The sequence below is a fragment of the Streptomyces sp. NPDC055749 genome (genome assembly GCF_053617235.1).
On the sequence record NZ_JBSHFH010000041.1, the window covers coordinates 38,888 to 54,660 of the forward strand.

Genomic DNA, 15,773 nt, shown 5'->3' on the forward strand with positions numbered 1-15,773 from the left:
CTCAGGGAATCAGCAGCCAGTCCGCGCCCACCGCGGCGGCGAGACCCGTTCCCAGGAGCCAGCTGGCGAGCCGGGTGCGGCCGTTTCTGCTGAGTTCGATCACAATTCCGCAGAGGATGAGCGCCAGCCCGTACACGCCGACGACCAGGACGGAGGACCGGCTCGCGATGCGTAGAGCGAGGACCAAGGCCATGGCCGCCATGCCGACGGAGGATAGGGCGATCCGCAGACGGCGGGCCTGACGAGGAGTCAGTCTGCCTTCGTCAGTGACTGGCTCGGGTATCGGCGCGTCCGTATCCGTATCCGTATCCGTATCTGTGCTCCGGTCCTGCTCTTCGTGCTGGTCCCCGTGAGAAGTGCTCATGACGCCGGATCGTAATCGCTTGCAGTGCCGGGCGGGCGAGGGGGCACCGGGGTGACGGCCCCCTGCGGCCGTCCGGTCTACGGCCGCAATCGAGGTGCCTCGGCAGCCGCGTCCACCGGATTCGGGCTCTGCGCCTCCACCCGGTCGGCCAGCTCATCGGCCCAGGCGATCAGCGGGCCGATACCGATGCCGTGCACAGGCGCATCCCGGTAACCGGAGACCGCGACCGCTCCGCGCCGCAACAGCCGTGCCCCGCCCGCCGCGTTGCCCCGGGCGGAGTGGGTCAGGCCCACGGCGAGCTGGGCCAGGCCGCGCCACAGTTCGCGCTCCCGCTCCGGGCCCGACTTCCACGCGTCCTCGAACACCTCGTGGGCGTGGAACGGCATGCCCGCGTCCAGCAGCCGCTGCGCTTCGCGCACCGTCTCCTCGGGGGTGCGCACCACTCCCTCGGGCTGCCGCTCCACCCCCGGAGCCCCGTAGGGCAGGGGGCGCCCAAGCCCGTCCCGGGGGCGTGCACTGCGCGCCCGGCCTTCGGAATCACGGTCCCTGCGAGTCTCGTCCACCCTCCGATTGTGCCTCGCACCTGCGAGGAACTCTTCGAACCCTGTCCGCGGGGCACCGCACGCGACTAGGCTCGGCAGTCGTCGTTGCCAGACTTTGGGGAAGGGTAGGCATGAAGCCGTCCCGGCCGTTGTACGAGCGCGAACCGGAACTCGCCGCTGCCGCACAAGCCGTGGACGCCCTGTGCGGCGCCCAGGCATCCGGCGGACTGCTGGTCTTCAGCGGCGAGGCGGGTATCGGCAAGACCGCGCTGCTCGCGGAAGTCAGTTCGATCGCCTCCGGCCGCTGCACCGTCTGGTCCGCACGCGGCGGCGAGACCGTCACCTCCGTACCGTTCCACGTCGTACGCCAGTTGCTGCAACCCGCCCTGGACCAGTTCCCCCCGGACGAGACGCGGGCCCTGTTCGGCGACTGGTACGAGATCACCGCCCCCGCACTCGGTCTCGCGGAACCGACAGGGCCGCAGCCCGACCCGCAGGGTGTCCGGGACGGCCTCGACTACGTCGTGGGCCGGCTCGCCTCGCGGCTCAGCCACCGGCCGCTGCTGCTGATGGTGGACGACGCCCACTGGGCGGACGGCGAATCCCTCGCCTGGCTCGCCTCGTTCACCGCACGCCTCGGTGAACTGCCGGTCCTCGTCGTCCAGGCCCACCGCCCGCAGGAACTCGCCGAACGCAACGCGGCGCTGACCGCGGTACACGCCGCGCCCGAGGGCCACAACGCCCTCGTCCGTGTCGCCCTGCGCGCGCTCACCCCGGACGCCACGGCCGAACTCGTCCGCGCGGGGCTCGGCGAGCACGCCGACGACCCCTTCTGCCGCGAGGTGTGGGCCGTCACCGGCGGCAATCCGTACGAGGCCGTCGAACTCGTCGCCAAGGTGCAGGACCGCGAACTGCCGCCGGTCGAGGAATCCGCCGGGATGCTGCGCGAGCTGGGCGCGTCGGCGCGCGGCAGCGGGCTCGTCGCCCGGCTCGAACGCCTGGGCACCAACGCCAACCGGTTCGCCTGGGCCGCCGCCGTCCTCGGCACCGACATCTCGCAGGAGGTCGCCGCCACCCTCGCCGGAATGAGCTCGGCGGAGGCCGCGGACTGCACCGCACGGCTGCGCGACGCCCGTATCGTCAGCGGCTTCGACCCGCTGGAGTTCGTCCATCCGCTGATCGCCACCGCCGTGTACCGCTCGATCCCGCCGGCCACGCGTACCGCCTTCCACGGCAGGGCGGCCTGGGCCATCACCCGGGCCGGTCTCGGCGCCGCCGCGGCCTCCCGCCACCTGCTCGAAGTCCACCCGGACGACGACCAGGAAGTGGTCGCACAACTCCGAGAGGCCGCAGGCCAGCACCTCGCGGTCGGCGCCCCCGAAGCGGCCAGGCGCTGCCTCGAACGGGCCCTGGAGGAACCACCGCGACCGCAGGCCAAGGCGGCCCTGCTGTACGAACTGGGCTGCGCCACGCTGCTCAGCTCGCCGCCCACCACGGTCCAGCATCTGCGCGCGGCCCTCGACATGCCGGGCCTCGACGACGACGTGCGGATCGACGCCACCTTCCGGCTCGCGGCGGCGCTCGCCCACAACAACCAGCTGAAGGAGGCGGCGGTCTCACTCGCCGCCGAGGCATCCCGCACCGCCCCGGGTCCCGGTCTGATGCGACTGCAGGCCGCGCACTTCCTCTGGGAGGGCATGCAGGCGGTCGAGGACGACGGGCCCGCCCGCTCGCGCCGGCTCTCCCGCAACGCGGACCACCTGACCGGCCGGGACAACGCCGAACGGGCCCTGCTCATCCTGCGCGCCTTCGACGCCATGCTCCGGGGCGAGAACGCCCAACTCGTCGTCGACCTCTGCGAACGCGCCCTCGTCGACGGACATCCGGCCCGCGGTCTCGGCTGGACGGACACGGAGTGGGGATTCGAACTCCCTACGATGGTCGGCATCACCTACGCCTTCACCGACCAGCTCGACCGGGCCGAGGAACTCTTCGGGGAGGCCGTGCGGGCCTTCGAGATCTCCGGCTGGAGCGGCGCGCACCTCGCCTTCGCCCACACACTCCTCGGCCTCGTCCACCGCCGTCGCGGACGCCTCGCCGAAGCGGAGGGCTTCCTGCGCGAGGGACTGCGCCTCGCCGACCGGGTCGGCAGCGGACTGCCCGTCCACTGGGACGCGGCCTGCCTCCTCATCGACACGTTGCTGGCCCGCGGCCGGATATCGGAGGCCCGGCTGGTCGCCGACCGGTACGACTTCGGTGCGCCCTACCCCAGCGCCATGGTCCTGCCGGACGGCCCGTGCGTCCGAGGCCGGCTGCTGCTCGCCGAAGGCCGTACGAAGGATGCCATCGCCGAACTCGAAGCCGCGGGCGCCGCGATGGAGGCCCGCGAACGCTTCAACGGCATCTGGGCACCCTGGGCCTGCGACCTGGCCCGCGCCCTGGCCGACGAGGACCCGGTCCGTGGCGCCCAACTCGCCGCCAGGGCCCGCGTCCACGCCGAGCGCTTCGGAACGGACACGGCGATCGGCGAGGCTCTGCGCTGCGTCGCCCTCTTCGCACCGCCGGAGGAGGCCACCCACCTGCTGTCCGAGGCGGTGCGCCATCTGGAGACGGCCCCCGCGACATCCACGTACGAGCACGCCCTGGCCCGCTACGACTACGGGATCGCGATCCGTTCCCCGCGGGAACTGGCCAGAGCCCAGAAGATGGCCACGGCCTGCGGAGCGGAGGGTCTCGCGACCCGCGCCCAGCAGGCACGGGCGTCATTGCGGTCCTCGGAGTGAGGTAATGTTTCCCATGCGCGGCCAACCGGGGCAACCGGGAGGAAACGCATCGGGACGTGGCGCAGCTTGGTAGCGCACTTGACTGGGGGTCAAGGGGTCGCAGGTTCAAATCCTGTCGTCCCGACTCGAGAGAGTCGCAGTTCAGGGCCGGTTTCGGAGAAATCCGAAACCGGCCCTTGGCCGTTCTTGGGGACCAGCTGGGGATCAGCGCCCTGGGCATGCCGAGATCGTGGTCAGGACGCCGTTCGTGTCCGGCCGGATTGACTTGGTGCTGCATGCCACGAAGTTGGAAAGCCGGGCAGACGCGCTGGACATGCTCGACGCCGGCGCCAGCCCAGCAGTCCCGCCGTGCTCTGCGCGTGGTAACTCGGTTGCGACGGGCTTGGTCACCTGGGCGAAGATGCCTGCATGAGCCGAGAGACGGATGAGGTACGCGAAGCGATCGCAGGCGAGCTGCGCCTCATGAATCCCGGCGTGCGCATGTCACGCTCGCTCGCCCGACAGCTACTGGACCCGGACTTCGTCGAGGTCGGCGCTTCGGGGCGCCGGTGGACGTATGACGAGATGCTGGCCGCGCTGCCCGAGCTGGACGGTGCGACAGTAAGCGGTCCGCGCTACGAGCCCTCAAAGATCACCGGTGTCCTGCTGGCGCCCGGACTGGTGCACCTCACCTACGAGACAACGTTGGATGGAGACCGGGCACGGCGGAGTTCGCTCTGGCGCAAGCAGGGCGCGGCCACGACGTGGCAGATGTATTACCACCAGGCCACACCCGTCCCGCCCGACAGCATGTAACTGCGAGTCTCGGCTCCCATGCCTCCGTGTTTCCACAGGGCGAGAGTCTGCGGGGAGCTGTCTCGGCGACCCGTGGCGTGGTGCTCAACCTTCTTGGCGCAGGCGGACAGCGGAGTGTGCCGTACGTGCCCGTCAGCGCTCAGGCTACAGAGAGATAACGCGAGCGATGAAGAAGGCAGCGACGATCACGGCCCCGATGAGGATCAGCCAAACCCAGAGGCCCGGGTGCTCAAACATGCCACCGTCGGGACGTTCCTGGTGAGCTTCTGCTGTGGAGCCCTCGACCGGAGGAGTCTCCTCGGGAGGTACGAGTGGGTCAGTCATATGCTCAGGTTCCCGCTGTTTCCGCGCTCGCGCATCCGCTGCCCGCCCCGGATCAATTGCGGCCAGACGAACCCAGCGCCCGGCGTGTGAGGGCCCCGGCCCATCCTGTCGTGCGATTTGATCTGTGGCACGGAGCCTGCGTCGCGCGGTTCGCCGACCAGGAGACAGATCGTCTACGGAGCGCTCGGCATGACTGAGAAAGAGCCCGGCACCCACCACTGGCTGTTCGGCGATCAGCTCGGCCCGCATTTCATCGACCCGGCGCGAGGCGGCCCGGATCGTGACGCGCCGCTGCTGATGATCGAGGCCAAGAGCGTGTTCCGGCGACGGCGGTTCCACCGCGCCAAGGCGCACCTGGTCCTGTCGGCGATGCGACATCGAGCCGCCGAGCTCGGTGACCGCGTGCGGTACGTCAAAGCGGACACCTATCGCCAGGGCCTGCGCGAGGCAGTGGGGAGCGCCCCGGTGACCGTGCACCATCCCACGTCCCACGCGGCCCTCGCCTTCGTCAGCGCGCTGACCTCCGTACGCGTTCTGCCGGCTCGTGGTTTCCTCGTGACGCACGACGAGTTCAGGAACTGGGCCGACGACCGCGGCACGAAGCACCTGCGTCAGGAGGATTTCTACCGCTGGGTCCGTCAGACGCATGACCTGCTGATGGAGGGGAGCCGCCCCGCCGGAGGCCGATGGAACCTGGACCACGAGAACCGGCAGCCCCCGCCGCTCGGAGCCACCGACCTGGGTGTTCCGGCGCCCTATCGCCCTCGGGAGAGCCACATCGACGCCGAGGTGCGAGCCGATCTCGACCGCTGGTCGCGCGACGAGGACGTCGAATTCGTCGGCGAGGACGCACCACGCAGGTTCCCCGCCACCCGCCGTGAGGCACGTGCCGCGCTCCACCGCTTCGTCGAGCACCGGCTCGCCACATTCGGCGCGCACGAAGACGCGGTTCTCGCCGGGGACGCGACCATGAGCCACAGCTTGCTCTCCTCATCGCTCAATCTCGGCCTGCTGGACCCCGCGGAATGCGTCGAGCGCGCGGAGACACGATGGCGATCGGGCGACGTGCCACTCAACAGCGCCGAGGGCTTCGTGCGCCAGATCGCGGGATGGCGCGAGTTCGTCTGGCACGTCTACTGGTACTTCGGCGCCCGGTACCGCGAGAGCAACACCTTGCGTCACCACGATCGACTGCCCGACTGGTTCACGGAGCTGTCCCCGGACGGGACCGATGCGAACTGCCTTGCCCACGTCCTGGAGCAGGTCAGAACGACAGGCTGGACACACCACATCCCGCGCCTGATGATCCTCGGCAGCTATGCCCTGCAACGAGGGTGGGAGCCCCGTGCCGTCACCGACTGGTTCCACCGCAGCTTCGTAGACGGCTACGACTGGGTCATGGTCCCGAATGTGGTGGGCATGTCGCAGTACGCGGACGGAGGTCGTATGACCACCAAGCCCTACACGTCCGGAGGCGCGTACATCAACCGAATGAGTGACCTGTGCGGCCCCTGCCGCTACAAGCCCTCCGTACGAGTGGGTGAGGACGCCTGTCCCTTCACCGCCGGGTACTGGAATCTTCTGCACCGCCACCGCGACCGATTCGAAGGCAACGCGAGGATGGCTCAGGCGGTGCGAGGGCTCGACCGGCTCCCGGATCTGGAGGAGCTGCTGGTACAGGAGCGCGACCGGGGGGACGAAACCCTGCCGTACGGCGATGCCTCTTCATGATGTGCGCGGGAGTTTGTACGTCTTCCCGTGGCAGTGCACGAAATTTCACTGTTCGTCTGCATCCGTGAACCAGCGGACCCCGGAATACCGGATATGCGGATCATCTAACCCCCTTGTAGTCGACACGGACGGGAGCGCTGATGGACATCAGCGGTGCGCGCATCCTCGTCGCGGGGGCGTCCGGCGTCATCGGCGGCACCTTGGCGGGACTGCTGACCGATCGGGGCGCCACAGTCGCTCTGGCGGGCCGCGACTCCGGGCGCCTTACTGAGGCTGCCCGAGTCTGCGGTGGTGCCCCTTTGCGTACCTTCGACGCTTACGACGGAGAGGCGTGCGCCGGGCTGGCCCAGTGGGCTGCCGATGAACTGAGCGGTCTGGACGCCGTGGTGGTCGCGCTGGGTGTGGTGGCTTTCGGTAGGGCCGAGGAGGTCGATGAGGCGGTGGCCGAGTATGTGATGACGGTCAACGCCCTCGCGCCGGTCGCAATCATGCGGGCAGCGCTCCCTCTGCTTCCCGAGACGGGTGCGGTCGTCGCCGTCACGGGTGTGGTCGCCGAGCGGCCCCAGCCCGGCATGGCCGACTACAGCGCCGCGAAGGCCGCTCTGGCCGCCTGGCTCGGCGCGATGCGAAAGGAACGACGCCGTGGGCCCGCTGTATTGGAGGCCAGACTGCCGCACCTGGACACCGGGTTCGCCGGACGCCCCGTCGTGGGCAGTGCACCTGCCCTGCCTCCGGGAGCCGATCTCGGCGGGACGATGGCCACGGTCGTCGAGGCGATCGGCTCCGGCGCCGCGCTCGTGCGCCCAGGGCCAGGCGGGAGCTTGGTACGGAGTAACGGATCCAGCTACGGTCGGTGGAGCTCCGGGCGCTCCACCGACCGCAACGATCACCTGGCCGCTTCGCCGGCTCGTGCTACTTGTTGTCCGCCAACGCCGCGCCTGCCGAGTTGTCGCTCGCAGGCTGCGCGGGCGCATTTGCCCGCCCGTACCCGGTTTTGGCGAGCGCGCTCGGCCACCATCCGCGCGGACCGGTGTCGATGATCAGGGCGGGTACCAGCAGCGAGCGCACGACCAGGGTGTCCAGCAGGACACCGAAGGCCACGATGAAGGCGATCTGCGCCAGGAACGCCAGCGGGATCACCAGCAGCGCCGCGAAGGTGGCGGCCAGCACCACTCCGGCCGAAGTGATCACGCCACCCGTCGTGGTCAGTCCGCGCAGCACACCCTCCCTGGTCCCGTGTCGCAGGGACTCCTCGCGGACCCGTGACATCAGGAAGATGTTGTAGTCCACCCCGAGTGCGACCAGGAAGACGAATCCGTACAGCGGCACGGAGGCGTCTGTTCCGCTGAAGCCGAAGAGGTGCTCGAAGACGAGCGAGGAGACGCCGAGGGTGGCCAGGAAGTTGAGCGCCACGGTGACGACCAGCAGCACCGGGATCAGCAGCGAGCGCAGCAGCACGATCAGGATCAGCAGGATGATCGCCAGCACCACCGGGACGATGAGCATCCGGTCGCGTTCCGAGGTGGTCTGGGTGTCGTACTGCTGCGCGGTGGAGCCGCCGACCAGAGCGTTCGCGTCGGGCACGGCCTTCATGCTCTGCCGCAGCCGCTGAACGGTCTCCTTCGCGGCATCGCTGTCCGCCGGATCCTTCAGGGTCGCGTCGATCCGTACGCGTCCGTCCACCACCAGCACCGCGCCGCCGGTGGGCGCTCCCGCTGCCTTCGGCCCTGTGACGGCCGAGGCGTCGGCCACGCCCTCGGTGTCCGCCGCGGCAGCGGTGACCTCCTGCACCCGGCGCGAGTCGGCGATGATCACTGCCGGGTTCCCGGAGCCGCCGGGGAAGTGCTTGCCGAGGGTCGTCTGAGCTGTCACGGACGGTGCCTCGTTGACGAAGATCTCGTCGAGCGGCACGCCCTTGGAGTTCAGGGTCGGGGCGAACGCCGCCAGTGCGGTGAGGGCGAGGGCGGTGGAGATCCACACCCGTCGGGGCCTGCGGTCGACCAGGGACGCGATCCGGTGCCAGATCCCGCGGCTGCCCGCCGCCTCGTCGGCCTCGGAGGCCGTCTTGAGCTTGGCCGGCCAGTAGGCCGAGCGGCCGAGCAGCAGCAGGACGGCCGGCAGGAAGGTGAGCGTGCTCAGCACGGCGCAGACGATGCCGATCGCGCCGACCGGGCCGAGCGCCCGGTTGTTGGTGAGATCGCTGATGAGCAGGGCCAGCAGACCCAGCGCCACGGTGGCCGCGCTCGCGGTGATCGCACCGAAGGACCTGCGCAGCGCGGCGCGCGTGGCGGCGAAGCGGTCCCCGCGCCGGGCGATCTCCTCACGGAAGCGTGCCGTGTAGAGCAGCGCGTAGTCCGTGGCGGCGCCGATCACCAGGATCGACAGGATTCCCTGGACCTGTCCGTCGACCCTGACGATGTCCGCGTCGGCGAGGGCGTACACCACCGCGCAGGCCAGCCCCAGGGCCAGCACAGCACCGATGATGATCACCAGGGGAAGCAGGACGCTGCGGTAGACGAGCAGCAGGATCAGCAGTACGGCGATGAGGGCGACTCCCAGCAGGAGGCCGTCGATACCCCCGAACGCGTCGGCGAGATCCGCCTGGGTGGCCGCGGGGCCGGCCAGTTCGGCCGTGGTGCCGCTGACGCTCTCGGCTGCTGTCCGAATGGTCGCGATGACGGCGGGCAGCTCCTTGTCGAGGTCGGATCTCACCTGGACGACGCCCGACAGGGCTTCTCCGTCCTCGGAGAGCCGCACGGGACTGGGCGTGCCGCTCACCCCGGGCTTCCCGGCGAGGGCGCTGAGGGCCTCAGAGGCCGCTGTGCGCTGTTCGCCCGTGATCGGGGTGCCGTCGTTCGTCCAGACGACGATCGCCGGGATCGTCTCGGACGGGCTGAACGCCTGCTGGGCCTCGACGACGCGAGTGGATTCCGCGCTCTGCGGCAGGAAGGCGGCCTGATCGTTCGTCGACACCTCGCCGAGCTTGCCCGCGTAAGGGCCGAGCGCGCCCCCGATCCCGAGCCAGACAACCAGAAGTGCGATGGGGACCAGCCATCGGGTTACGCGTGGTGCGGTCTTCATTACATCCCCACTGTCGGACGGTTACTCAATGACTGACTATCTCAATGATTGAGAGAAAGTATCCTATGGTCATGGAGACCGCTGACGAAACCCCCGACATGCGTACGATGAGCGCCGACCCCACCGGACTCCATGCCTTCGCCGTGCTGCTGCGCGGAATGACCGGCGAGCTGAACCGCATCACTCATGAATTCGCCCACGCGCAAGGTCTGCACCCCACCGACGTCCAGGCGCTCGTCGCCGTGCTGGACTCGGCGCACAACGGCACGGGCGGCGCGATGACCCCGGGGGCGCTGCGGGAGCACCTGAACCTCACATCCGGCGCGGTGACGGCCTGCCTCGACCGGCTGGAACGCGCGGGGCACATCCGACGGGTACGCGACGGGGCCGATCGACGGGTCGTGCATCTGCACTACGCGCCCGCGGGGATGGCCGTCGCCCGCGAGTACTTCCGCCCGCTGGCCCAGACCACCGAGAGCGTCCGCAGCCGCTTCACGGAGGACGAACTCGCTGTTGTCGTACGCTTCCTGGCCGGAATGAACGAGGAACTGCTCGCCATGCGCGACTCGCGCCCCTGATGCCCTGATCCCCTCGCGCCGGCCGCCCGGTCGCACCGCCGGTCAACTCCGTGAACCCCTGTCCGCCATCACCTCGATCAGGCGCGGCGCCGCCCAGTGCGGACCACGGGACCGCACCTGTGCAGTGAGCCGGGCCAGGCCCGGAGGGGACTCGGCGAGAAGGCCGGCGACGGCCCTGCCGACGCTCCTGGGCGAGAGGGTGGCCGGGTTCAGACAGATGCCCGCTCCAGCTCGCTCGGCATCGTGCGCGACGGCGAACTGGTCGCTGGAGAAGGGCAGAAGCAGTGCGGGTACGCCTGCCTGGAGGCACTCCGTGAAGGAGTTGTTGCCGCCGTGGTGGACCATCGCCGCCACCCTCGGCAGCAGGTCGGTCTGTGGCACGGTGTCGACCACGAGCAGCCGCTCCCGCCGGCCCGGAACATGCTCTGTCCGCCTCAGCACCTCCGCGCTGCGGTCCCCGGCGGCCACGACGACACTCGCCACCGTGTACTCGAGCAGGCCTTCCGCGACGGTGGCCAGGATGTCGTCCCGAGCGGACAGGAAGGTCCCCAGTGCGACCAGCACCACGGGTCGTCCACCGGCACCCAGACGCTCCAGTTCACCGGCCCAGGGTTCCGCTAGCGGCTCCGGTGGTCCGGAGGCAAGGGGGGAACAGTGCCCCATGGACAGTCGCACCGGGTCTGCTGACGACGCCGGAAGCCAGTCGAATGAAGGGTAGTTGAGCACCACAGCGTGCGGTGAGGCCAGGGCGAAGGCGCGTCCGGGCGGAGGCCGCTGGGGTGCGCGGGCTTCGGCGAAGTCCGCGAACAGGCGGTTGAACACAGCGTCGTTGGCCTCCGCCGACTTCCGCAGAGCCGCAAGCTCGCCCTCGTCGGGGCGGACGGCCTCAGGCCAGGCGTAGGGGACTCCGAAGTAGGCACCGGGACCGGCGGGCAAGTAGCTCGGGTGGCCGGGGCAGTACGTGGCGTACGGCAGCCCGAGGCAGTGCAGGGCCAGCGTCGCGGCGTAACCGAGCTGATCCACCACGTACCAGTCAGGGCGCAGCCGTTCGTTCAGCGCCGACAACTCCTCCAGTACCCGTTCCGGCTCCGCCAGCATGTCGGCGCGGCGGTGGCGTGCCTGAGTGAGCAGGGCCGGGACGGCGCCCTGCCTCGTCGCGTCCAGGAACTCCCGTAGCCGAGTCGCCTCGGTGGCCTCCTGAACCGTGCTCTCCGCGATGCCGGTATTGGCGTTCCGCGTCACGGTCAGCGGTGCGAACCCCACACCCGCTTCCTCCGCCGCCCGCGCGAACGACGGCGCGCAGGCGAACCACACCTCGGCGCCCGCTGTGCGCAGGGCCGACGCCAGAACCGTCATCGGCCGGGCATGGGAGAAAAAGGGCGGGCTGACGACGACGACGCGGTCCATCCGATCCCTTTCCGCGGGCGGCCCGTGGCACCGGAGCGGTCCACAGGGGCCTCGATCGTGCCAGATGAGGGCCTCGCGCGCTGTGACGCGAAACGGCCCGTCCGGGTGCATCCGGCGGGTGGTCCGACGTGGAAGTAGGTGCGCTGCGTAACCCACCCTTCCTGGAGCTCACCGTGGAAGAAATGCTCTCGGCGGTCGATCCCTGCCGTGCCCGCGCCGTACAGCGGACCCCGGCCGTGGCCGTACGCCCCGAGCCGCCGGACTACTTCCGAGAGATCAGGTCCGCCTATTTCCGCGGTGCCGGACCGAACGGCGGTCCGGACCTCGGCAGCGACCCCGGCAGCGACCCGCGCGTGGGCCGTGCGCTGGGCGCACTGCTGCGCGCCGAATACCGGGCGCCGCACTCCCGTACCGCTCGGCCCGAGGCCGGATGCGCTCCGGAGGATCTGCTGCTGGCGGGAGTCCGCCGGGCCGTCCGAATGGGGCTGCCGCTGGACCCGGAGGACCTTGCCGGCTTCGCGAACGGCAGCCCCGCACTGCGGACCGCGGCATCGGAGGGCTGGGAACAGGCCGTGCTGTGGCACGGCCGCAGCCGGGCCACCCAGGCGCTGCGTCGCCGACTGCTCGCCGGATCCTCTCCCCGGGAGGGCCAGTACCTGCTGGAGGTGGCCCAGGCGTGCGGTCTTCGTCCGCTGGAACCGGCGGAAGCGGCCGGACCGGCCCGTGACGCCGACCGTGGCGTCCGCCACGCGGCCTGGCGCTACCTCGCGCACATCGAGGACGGCGCGACCGCTCTGCCCGCCCCGGGCGCCTGGAAGCCGGGCGGGGGTGGCGGTGCGTACACGAACCGAGGTGTGGGCGGGCAGGACGACGACGCCTACGAGCGGCTGCTGCTCGCCGCCGTCTGGGGACGGCAGATGGGGCGGGCGCACAGGTACGCCGCGCCGCTGCGCGAGGTCGTGCGCGCGCTGCCCTCCGCCACCGGGAAGGGGATCCTGCTGGCCCAGTCGATGCTGCTCGGGCGGTTCGACGCACCCGGCGCCGGGCTCAGTGGCGGACTCAGCGTGCTGCTCGGTGGGCTCGGCGACGCGCTGACGGGCACCGAGCCGGTCGCGCGGGTGGTCACGCTGGTGACCGCCGGCCGTGAGGACCTCGCCAGCGGTGGACCGCTGATCCGGTGCCAGGGAGACGACCACTGGGTGTTCGCCCTGCCGGTGGACACCGTCCCTTCCCTGGCCCAGGAGGAGATGGGGGAGCACCGGGCCGCACTCGCCTGGTGGGCCATGGAGCTGCTGGCGGGGGCCGGTGCCCGGCCCGACGTGGTCCACGTCCGGTACGCGGACGACGGCTCACTCGCGATGGCCGAGGCGGCCCGCCGGCTCGGCGCACGGCTGGTGTTCACCGTGACCGCCGACCCCCACCGCACCCTCATGCGGCGCCACGTCGCCGACCCCGGCCGCCGCACGCGGATATCGGCGGCGCTGCGGCACGATCTGCACCGCGTCTTCCTCGCCGATCGCATGGTCGCCCGCGCCGACGGAGTGGTGGCGATTCCGGGCCGTGCGGGAAGCGTCGAAGAACTCGTCCTCCACTTCCCGCAGTTGGCACAGGGACACCGCGGACGACCTCTGCCGGCCCCGCCGGAGGGCATCACGCCCTACCGTCCCGCGAACGGCGACGCCCGGCGTCGGCACGACCTGCTGGAGACCCTCTACCGTGACGGTGACCGCCCCGACCGGCTGTCGGCCGCCTCCCGCGACCTGCCCGTACTGCTGTGCGTGGGGAGACTGCATCCCGTCAAGCAGCAGGACGTGCTGGTCAAGGCATGGCTCGACGGCATCCATCAGCACTCCGCACTGGTGCTGGTGGGCGGCACCGCTCATCAACCCACCCTGGTCGAGAGGGAGATGAGAGAACGGATCAGGCGTCTGCTCGTACGCAGGCCCGAGGCAGCCGCCCGCCTCGCCGTGCTGCCGGCGATGTCCAACCGCGATGTACGTCTCCTCCAACGGGCTCTGGTGGAGCATCAGTCGAGCAGCGGGCGCACCGCGCTCTACGTGTGCCCCAGCGTGAAGGAAGAGTTCGGACTGGCGATCCTGGAGGCCATGGACGCGGGCATGGCCGTCGCCGCGCCCCGGCGCGGTGGGGCGCCGCACTATGTGTCCGACGGTGTCAGCGGCCTGCTGCTGGACACCTCCTCGGCCGATTCGGTCACGTTCGGGCTGCGCCGTCTGCTTGCCCTGCCGGCTTCCGCGCTGCGCGCGATGGCCGAACGCGGCCGTACCACGGTGGAAAGGGACTACTCGGTGTCGGTCACCGCCGAGGTACTCGCCAAGGAGTACGAGGAGTTGACCGCGCGGGCGCCGACAAGTGCATCCGCCGGCGCCTTCCGGACAGAAGAAGTCGTGGCGGGGGACGACGGGTACACGCACGCGCCACGACGGAGACGCCCATGACGACCCACGATGACACCCCGGCACCGCGGACGGGCCTGACATGTCTGGTGACCGGTGCGACCGGCTACATCGGGGGCCGACTGGTTCCCGAGCTGCTGGACGCGGGTCACGAGGTCCGCTGCCTGGCGCGCTCGCCCGACCGGCTGCGCGACTACCCCTGGGCCGACCGCGCCGAAGTGGTACGAGGAGATGTCACCGACGCCGATTCGGTCGGCGCGGCGATGCGCGACGTGGACGTCGCCTACTACCTGGTGCATGCACTGGGCTCCGGAGCCGGCTTCGAGAAGACCGACCGCGAAGCGGCCCGTATCTTCGGCGAACAGGCCCGCGCCGCGGGCGTCGCGCGGATCGTCTACCTCGGCGGCCTCACCCCGGCCGGTGTCCCCGAAGAACAGTTGTCCCCGCATCTGCGGTCGCGCTCCGAGGTGGGCCGGATCCTGATGGACTCGGGCGTACCGACCACCGTGCTCCGCGCCGCCGTCATCATCGGTTCCGGCTCCGCGTCCTTCGAGATGCTGCGCTACCTCACCGAGCGGCTGCCGGTGATGGTCACCCCCAGCTGGGTCCGCACCCGGATCCAGCCGATCGGGGTCCGCGATGTGCTGAGGTATCTGGTCGGCAGCGCCGACATGCCCCAGGAAGTGAGCCGGACGTTCGACATCGGCGGCCCCGACGTCATCACCTACATGGAAATGATGCGGGAGTACGCCTCGGTGGCCGGCCTGCCCCGCCGGCTGATCGTGCCCGTGCCAGTGCTCACCCCAAGGCTCTCCAGTCACTGGATCGGCCTGGTCACGCCCGTACCGCGGTCGATCGCCCGGCCGCTCGCGGAGTCCCTGCGTCACGAAGTGATCTGCCACGAGCGGGACATCGTCCAGTACGTCCCAGACCTGCCGGGCCGCCCCCTGGACTTCCACACGGCGTTGGTGCTGGCCCTCCAGCGGGTCAGGGACGCCAAGGTCGCCACCCGATGGTCCTCGGCGTCGGTACCCGGCGTCCCCAGTGACCCGCTGCCGACGGACCCGGACTGGGCCGGCGGCAGCCTGTACACGGACTGCCGCGAGCAGTCCGTCGACGTTTCGCAGGAGGCCCTCTGGCGGGTCATCGAGGGCATCGGCGGTGACAACGGCTGGTATTCGTTTCCGCTCGCCTGGGCTGTCCGAGGGTGGCTCGACCGGCTCGTCGGCGGGGTAGGACTGCGCCGGGGCCGCCGCGACGCGCAGCGTCTGAGGGTGGGCGAATCCCTGGACTTCTGGCGCGTGGAGGAGATCGAACCCGGCCGACTGCTGCGGCTGCGGGCCGAGATGCGGCTGCCTGGCCTGGCCTGGCTGGAGATGTACGTCGAGAAGGACGAAGACGGGGCCGGCGGGACGCGCTACCGCCAGCGTGCCCTGTTTCACCCCAGAGGTCTGCTCGGGCACATGTACTGGTGGAGTGTCTCCCCTTTCCACGCGCTGGTGTTCGGCGGGATGGCCCGCAACATGGCCCAAGCGGCCGAGAAGGCGATGGCAGCGCACGAACAGGGGCATCGGCCCGGACATCGCGCGAAGCCTGCGAAGGCTCGCTGACCACACTGCCGAGATATCTGCCGCCGCACGCGGGCTTGAGCGGGGAGCCGTTTTCGCGCACGTCGTTTCGCGCAGGTCGTATTGAGAAAAATGCGCCAAATGTCATCCAAGAGGCGTACTCGGTGCGAAGTGGTTGATGTGGCG

At 70.4% G+C, this 15,773-nt stretch carries 12 protein-coding genes, 1 tRNA gene and 1 pseudogene; 9 read left to right on the plus strand and 5 right to left on the minus strand.

The features are described from left to right. Position 1: 1 nt before the first annotated feature. Both ACWGO0_RS26620 and ACWGO0_RS26625 read right to left on the minus strand, forming a co-directional pair. On the minus strand, positions 2-364 hold the full coding sequence (locus ACWGO0_RS26620) for a hypothetical protein (RefSeq protein WP_453540041.1): 363 nt from the start codon (positions 362-364) through the stop codon (positions 2-4). A gap of 77 nt (positions 365-441) precedes the next feature. Continuing rightward, positions 442-927: a DUF309 domain-containing protein gene (locus ACWGO0_RS26625; RefSeq protein ID WP_453540044.1), complete on the minus strand. Its 486-nt coding sequence runs from the start codon at positions 925-927 to the stop codon at positions 442-444. 110 nt (positions 928-1,037) lie between these two features. Here ACWGO0_RS26625 and ACWGO0_RS26630 point away from each other — a divergent pair, with 110 nt between their 5' ends. The 4 genes from ACWGO0_RS26630 to ACWGO0_RS26645 all read left to right on the plus strand — a co-directional run bounded on the left by ACWGO0_RS26630 (position 1,038) and on the right by ACWGO0_RS26645 (position 4,484). Next, a complete protein-coding gene (locus ACWGO0_RS26630) occupies positions 1,038-3,689 on the plus strand; it encodes an ATP-binding protein (protein WP_453540047.1) in 2,652 nt (883 codons plus the stop codon). A 50-nt stretch (positions 3,690-3,739) separates the two neighbouring features. Next, a tRNA-Pro gene (locus ACWGO0_RS26635) sits at positions 3,740-3,813 on the plus strand. A gap of 105 nt (positions 3,814-3,918) precedes the next feature. After that, positions 3,919-4,101: a hypothetical protein gene (locus tag ACWGO0_RS26640; protein ID WP_453540050.1), complete on the plus strand. Its 183-nt coding sequence runs from the start codon at positions 3,919-3,921 to the stop codon at positions 4,099-4,101. Then, positions 4,098-4,484 carry a nuclear transport factor 2 family protein gene (locus ACWGO0_RS26645; RefSeq protein ID WP_453540052.1) on the plus strand — a complete coding sequence of 129 codons (387 nt, stop codon included), beginning with the start codon at positions 4,098-4,100 and terminating at the stop codon, positions 4,482-4,484. The genes ACWGO0_RS26640 and ACWGO0_RS26645 overlap by 4 nt, the downstream gene beginning before the upstream one ends. Before the next feature lie 144 nt (positions 4,485-4,628). On the opposite strand, the gene ACWGO0_RS26650 is transcribed toward ACWGO0_RS26645, so the two are convergent. Continuing rightward, a complete protein-coding gene (locus ACWGO0_RS26650) occupies positions 4,629-5,057 on the minus strand; it encodes a DUF6480 family protein (RefSeq protein WP_453540055.1) in 429 nt (142 codons plus the stop codon). On the opposite strand from ACWGO0_RS26650, the gene ACWGO0_RS26655 reads away from it, so the two are divergent. Together ACWGO0_RS26655 and ACWGO0_RS26660 are read left to right on the plus strand one after the other, a co-directional pair. Further along, positions 4,998-6,539 carry a cryptochrome/photolyase family protein gene (locus ACWGO0_RS26655; RefSeq protein WP_453540058.1) on the plus strand — a complete coding sequence of 514 codons (1,542 nt, stop codon included), beginning with the start codon at positions 4,998-5,000 and terminating at the stop codon, positions 6,537-6,539. The two genes, ACWGO0_RS26650 and ACWGO0_RS26655, sit on opposite strands and share 60 nt — an antisense overlap. Before the next feature lie 140 nt (positions 6,540-6,679). Further along, a pseudogene (locus tag ACWGO0_RS26660) lies at positions 6,680-7,165 on the plus strand (SDR family NAD(P)-dependent oxidoreductase); the annotation flags it as partial. Positions 7,166-7,451: 286 nt separating this feature from the next. Here ACWGO0_RS26660 and ACWGO0_RS26665 read toward each other — a convergent pair. Continuing rightward, a complete protein-coding gene (locus tag ACWGO0_RS26665) occupies positions 7,452-9,620 on the minus strand; it encodes an MMPL family transporter (RefSeq protein ID WP_453540061.1) in 2,169 nt (722 codons plus the stop codon). A 71-nt stretch (positions 9,621-9,691) separates the two neighbouring features. On the opposite strand from ACWGO0_RS26665, the gene ACWGO0_RS26670 reads away from it, so the two are divergent. Further along, positions 9,692-10,198: a MarR family winged helix-turn-helix transcriptional regulator gene (locus ACWGO0_RS26670; RefSeq protein ID WP_453540064.1), complete on the plus strand. Its 507-nt coding sequence runs from the start codon at positions 9,692-9,694 to the stop codon at positions 10,196-10,198. Between the two features lie 42 nt (positions 10,199-10,240). On the opposite strand, the gene ACWGO0_RS26675 is transcribed toward ACWGO0_RS26670, so the two are convergent. After that, entirely contained in the window at positions 10,241-11,554 is a 1,314-nt protein-coding gene (locus ACWGO0_RS26675) for a glycosyltransferase (protein ID WP_453540067.1), read from the minus strand. A 179-nt stretch (positions 11,555-11,733) separates the two neighbouring features. On the opposite strand from ACWGO0_RS26675, the gene ACWGO0_RS26680 reads away from it, so the two are divergent. After that, positions 11,734-14,061, plus strand: a complete 2,328-nt coding sequence (locus tag ACWGO0_RS26680) for a glycosyltransferase (protein ID WP_453540070.1) — start codon at positions 11,734-11,736, stop codon at positions 14,059-14,061. Beyond that, a complete protein-coding gene (locus ACWGO0_RS26685) occupies positions 14,058-15,629 on the plus strand; it encodes an SDR family oxidoreductase (RefSeq protein ID WP_453540073.1) in 1,572 nt (523 codons plus the stop codon). The genes ACWGO0_RS26680 and ACWGO0_RS26685 overlap by 4 nt, the downstream gene beginning before the upstream one ends. The last annotated feature ends 144 nt before the right edge of the window (positions 15,630-15,773 follow it).